The sequence below is a fragment of the Variovorax sp. P1_H12_2 genome, assembly GCF_056405335.1.
The window spans coordinates 1-2,245 of the sequence record NZ_JBFUCI010000649.1 but is presented as its reverse complement, the minus strand read 5'-3'; the positions used below and the strand labels follow the sequence as shown (position 1 = coordinate 2,245).

Sequence of the window (2,245 nt, the reverse complement as noted above, 5' to 3'; positions counted from 1 at the left end):
CGGTAGGGGGTGGGAGGGCTACACGCAGTGAGCTCGACCTGGGGGCGAGCGATAGTCGCCGGGCCGCTGGTGTTGCCCCCGGTAGGGGGTGGGCGCCCGGACACGAAGTGCCGGGCAACCTGGGGGGGCGAGCAAAAAAAGTTCATCGAGTAACTTTTTTGCTACCTGTCCGACTTGTTTCTGACTCACAATAAGTGCGAAATTCGTCACGTTCTGTGACGACTTTTTCAATGCTTTCTTCTTAAATCGCGCCTGAATTCGTCGAACTGCAGCGGCAGCCGGCAGCGGCGCCCGATCGAAGCGCCCATGAAAACGCACTTGAAGTTTGCACAGAGCCATGCCCGGTCCGACACGCTRCTGGTGTTTCTTCCCGGGGCTTTCCTGAAACCGGAGGAATTCGAGCGCGAAGGATTCATCGACGCCGTCAGGGAACGCAAACTCGCGGCCGATGCCCTGCTGGTCGATGCCGATGTCTCTTATTACTACGACCAGACCTTCATCGAGCGGCTGCAGAACGACGTGATCCGGCCCCAGCGCGCACTGGGCTATGCGTCGATCTGGCTGGTGGGCATTTCGATCGGCGGCTTCGGGGCCCTGATCCACGAGTTGGCGACACCGGGCACGGTCGACGGCATCGTCGTCCTGGCGCCCTACCTGGGGCGCCGGCCCATCGGCGCAGAAATCCACAAGGCCGGCGGCCTGCGCGCCTGGAAGGCGCCCGGAGGACCGCCGCCGGACGAGGAGGTCGACCGCAAGCTGTGGCCTTGGCTCCAGCAGTACGCGTCGCCGCGGCAGGCCAAGCACCTGCCGCCGCTGTATCTGGGCTTCGGACTCAGCGACCGCTTTGCGTCCAATCACCATCTGCTGGCCGATGCGCTGCCGGCCGGCCGCGTGTTCACCACCGAAGGCGGCCACGACTGGCCGCAGTGGTCGCAGCTCTGGCGCAAGGTGCTCGACGTGCTGCCGCTGCCGACCCTGGCAACCCGGGAAGGCTCTCAGACCGACGCCAGGCGCACTCGAAGCGAGGCTGCGTGTGGGCGACGCATCACGCGCCCTGCTGTGGCCCGCTCAGCGAGGCCAATGGCCATCGCGGCTTGACGTCGAAGGCATAGTGCCCGGTCGGCGCCTGCACGCCGGCCTGAAGCCGCATCGCCGCGGCCATCGCAATCATGGCGCCGTTGTCGGTGCACAGGTGCAGTTCGGGGTAGTGCACGCGCACGCCGCGCTTCGCGCAGGCCACGTCGAGCTGCTGGCGCAGCATCCGGTTGGCGCCGACGCCGCCCGCGACCACGAAGCGGTCGAGGCCGGTCTGTTCGAGCGCGGCCAGCGATTTCTTCAGCAGCACGTCGACGATCGCGGCCTGCGTCGAGGCGGCGAGATCGGGCTTGCGGGCTTCGAGCTGATCGCCGAGCTTCTTGGCCTGCGTCAGCACCGCGGTCTTGAGTCCGGCAAAGGAGAAATCGAGATTGCCGCTGTGCAGCAGCGGGCGCGGCAGCTTGAAGGCCTCAGGGTCGCCCTGCTCCGCCAGCTTCGCGAGCCACGGGCCGCCGGGATAGGGCAGCCCCATCAGCTTGGCGCTCTTGTCGAAGGCTTCGCCGGCGGCGTCGTCGATGGTCTCGCCGAGCAGCGCGTAGCGCCCCACCCCGTCGACCCGCATCAGCTGGGTATGTCCGCCTGACACCAGCAGCGCGACGAAGGGAAACTCGGGCGGGTCGGCGCTCAGGAAGGGCGAAAGCAAGTGGCCCTCGAGGTGATGCACGCCGAGCACCGGTTTGCCGAGCGCGGCGCCCAGCGCGCACGCCACGCCGGCGCCGACCAGCAAGGCGCCCGCCAGCCCCGGCCCCCGCGTGTAGGCGACCACGTCGACATCGGCCAGCCGCCGGCCAGCCTCGTCGAACACCGCCTGCGTGAGCGGCAGGACGCGGCGGATGTGATCCCGGCTCGCAAGCTCGGGCACCACGCCGCCATAGGCCTGGTGCATCGCGATCTGGCTGTGCAGCGCGTGCGCGGCCAGCCGAGGCAGCCCGCTGGCGCCGGCCTCGACCAGCGCCACGCCGGTCTCGTCGCAGGAGGATTCGATTCCCAGTACATGCATCCAGCGAGTGTAGGTGGCGTCCGTCCCGAGGGCACGGATGTTGCTCAATGAGCTCGCCCCCAGGTTGGCTCACTGCGTGTCGCTGCCCACCGCCGGCCGGGGGCAACACCAGCGGCCCGGCGAAGCCGGTTCCGCGGTGTTCCACGAAAA

At 68.0% G+C, this 2,245-nt stretch carries 2 protein-coding genes; one reads left to right on the top strand and one right to left on the bottom strand.

Annotation, left to right across the window (positions count from 1 at the left end):
- The first annotated feature begins 306 nt into the window (after positions 1-306).
- Positions 307-1,098, top strand: coding sequence for an alpha/beta hydrolase (locus AC1D2K_RS33720; RefSeq protein ID WP_478094667.1), 792 nt, complete (start codon positions 307-309; stop codon positions 1,096-1,098).
- Here the strand turns inward: AC1D2K_RS33720 and tsaD are convergent.
- On the bottom strand, positions 1,046-2,095 hold the full coding sequence (gene tsaD / locus AC1D2K_RS33715; RefSeq protein WP_478094665.1) for a tRNA (adenosine(37)-N6)-threonylcarbamoyltransferase complex transferase subunit TsaD: 1,050 nt from the start codon (positions 2,093-2,095) through the stop codon (positions 1,046-1,048). The two genes, AC1D2K_RS33720 and tsaD, sit on opposite strands and share 53 nt — an antisense overlap.
- Positions 2,096-2,245: the final 150 nt, after the last annotated feature.

Bases quoted from the DNA above. Each gene is read 5' to 3' on its own strand.
- tsaD (WP_478094665.1), bottom strand. From the start codon at position 2,095: ATGCATGTACTGGGAATCGAATCCTCCTGCGACGAGACCGGCGTGGCG.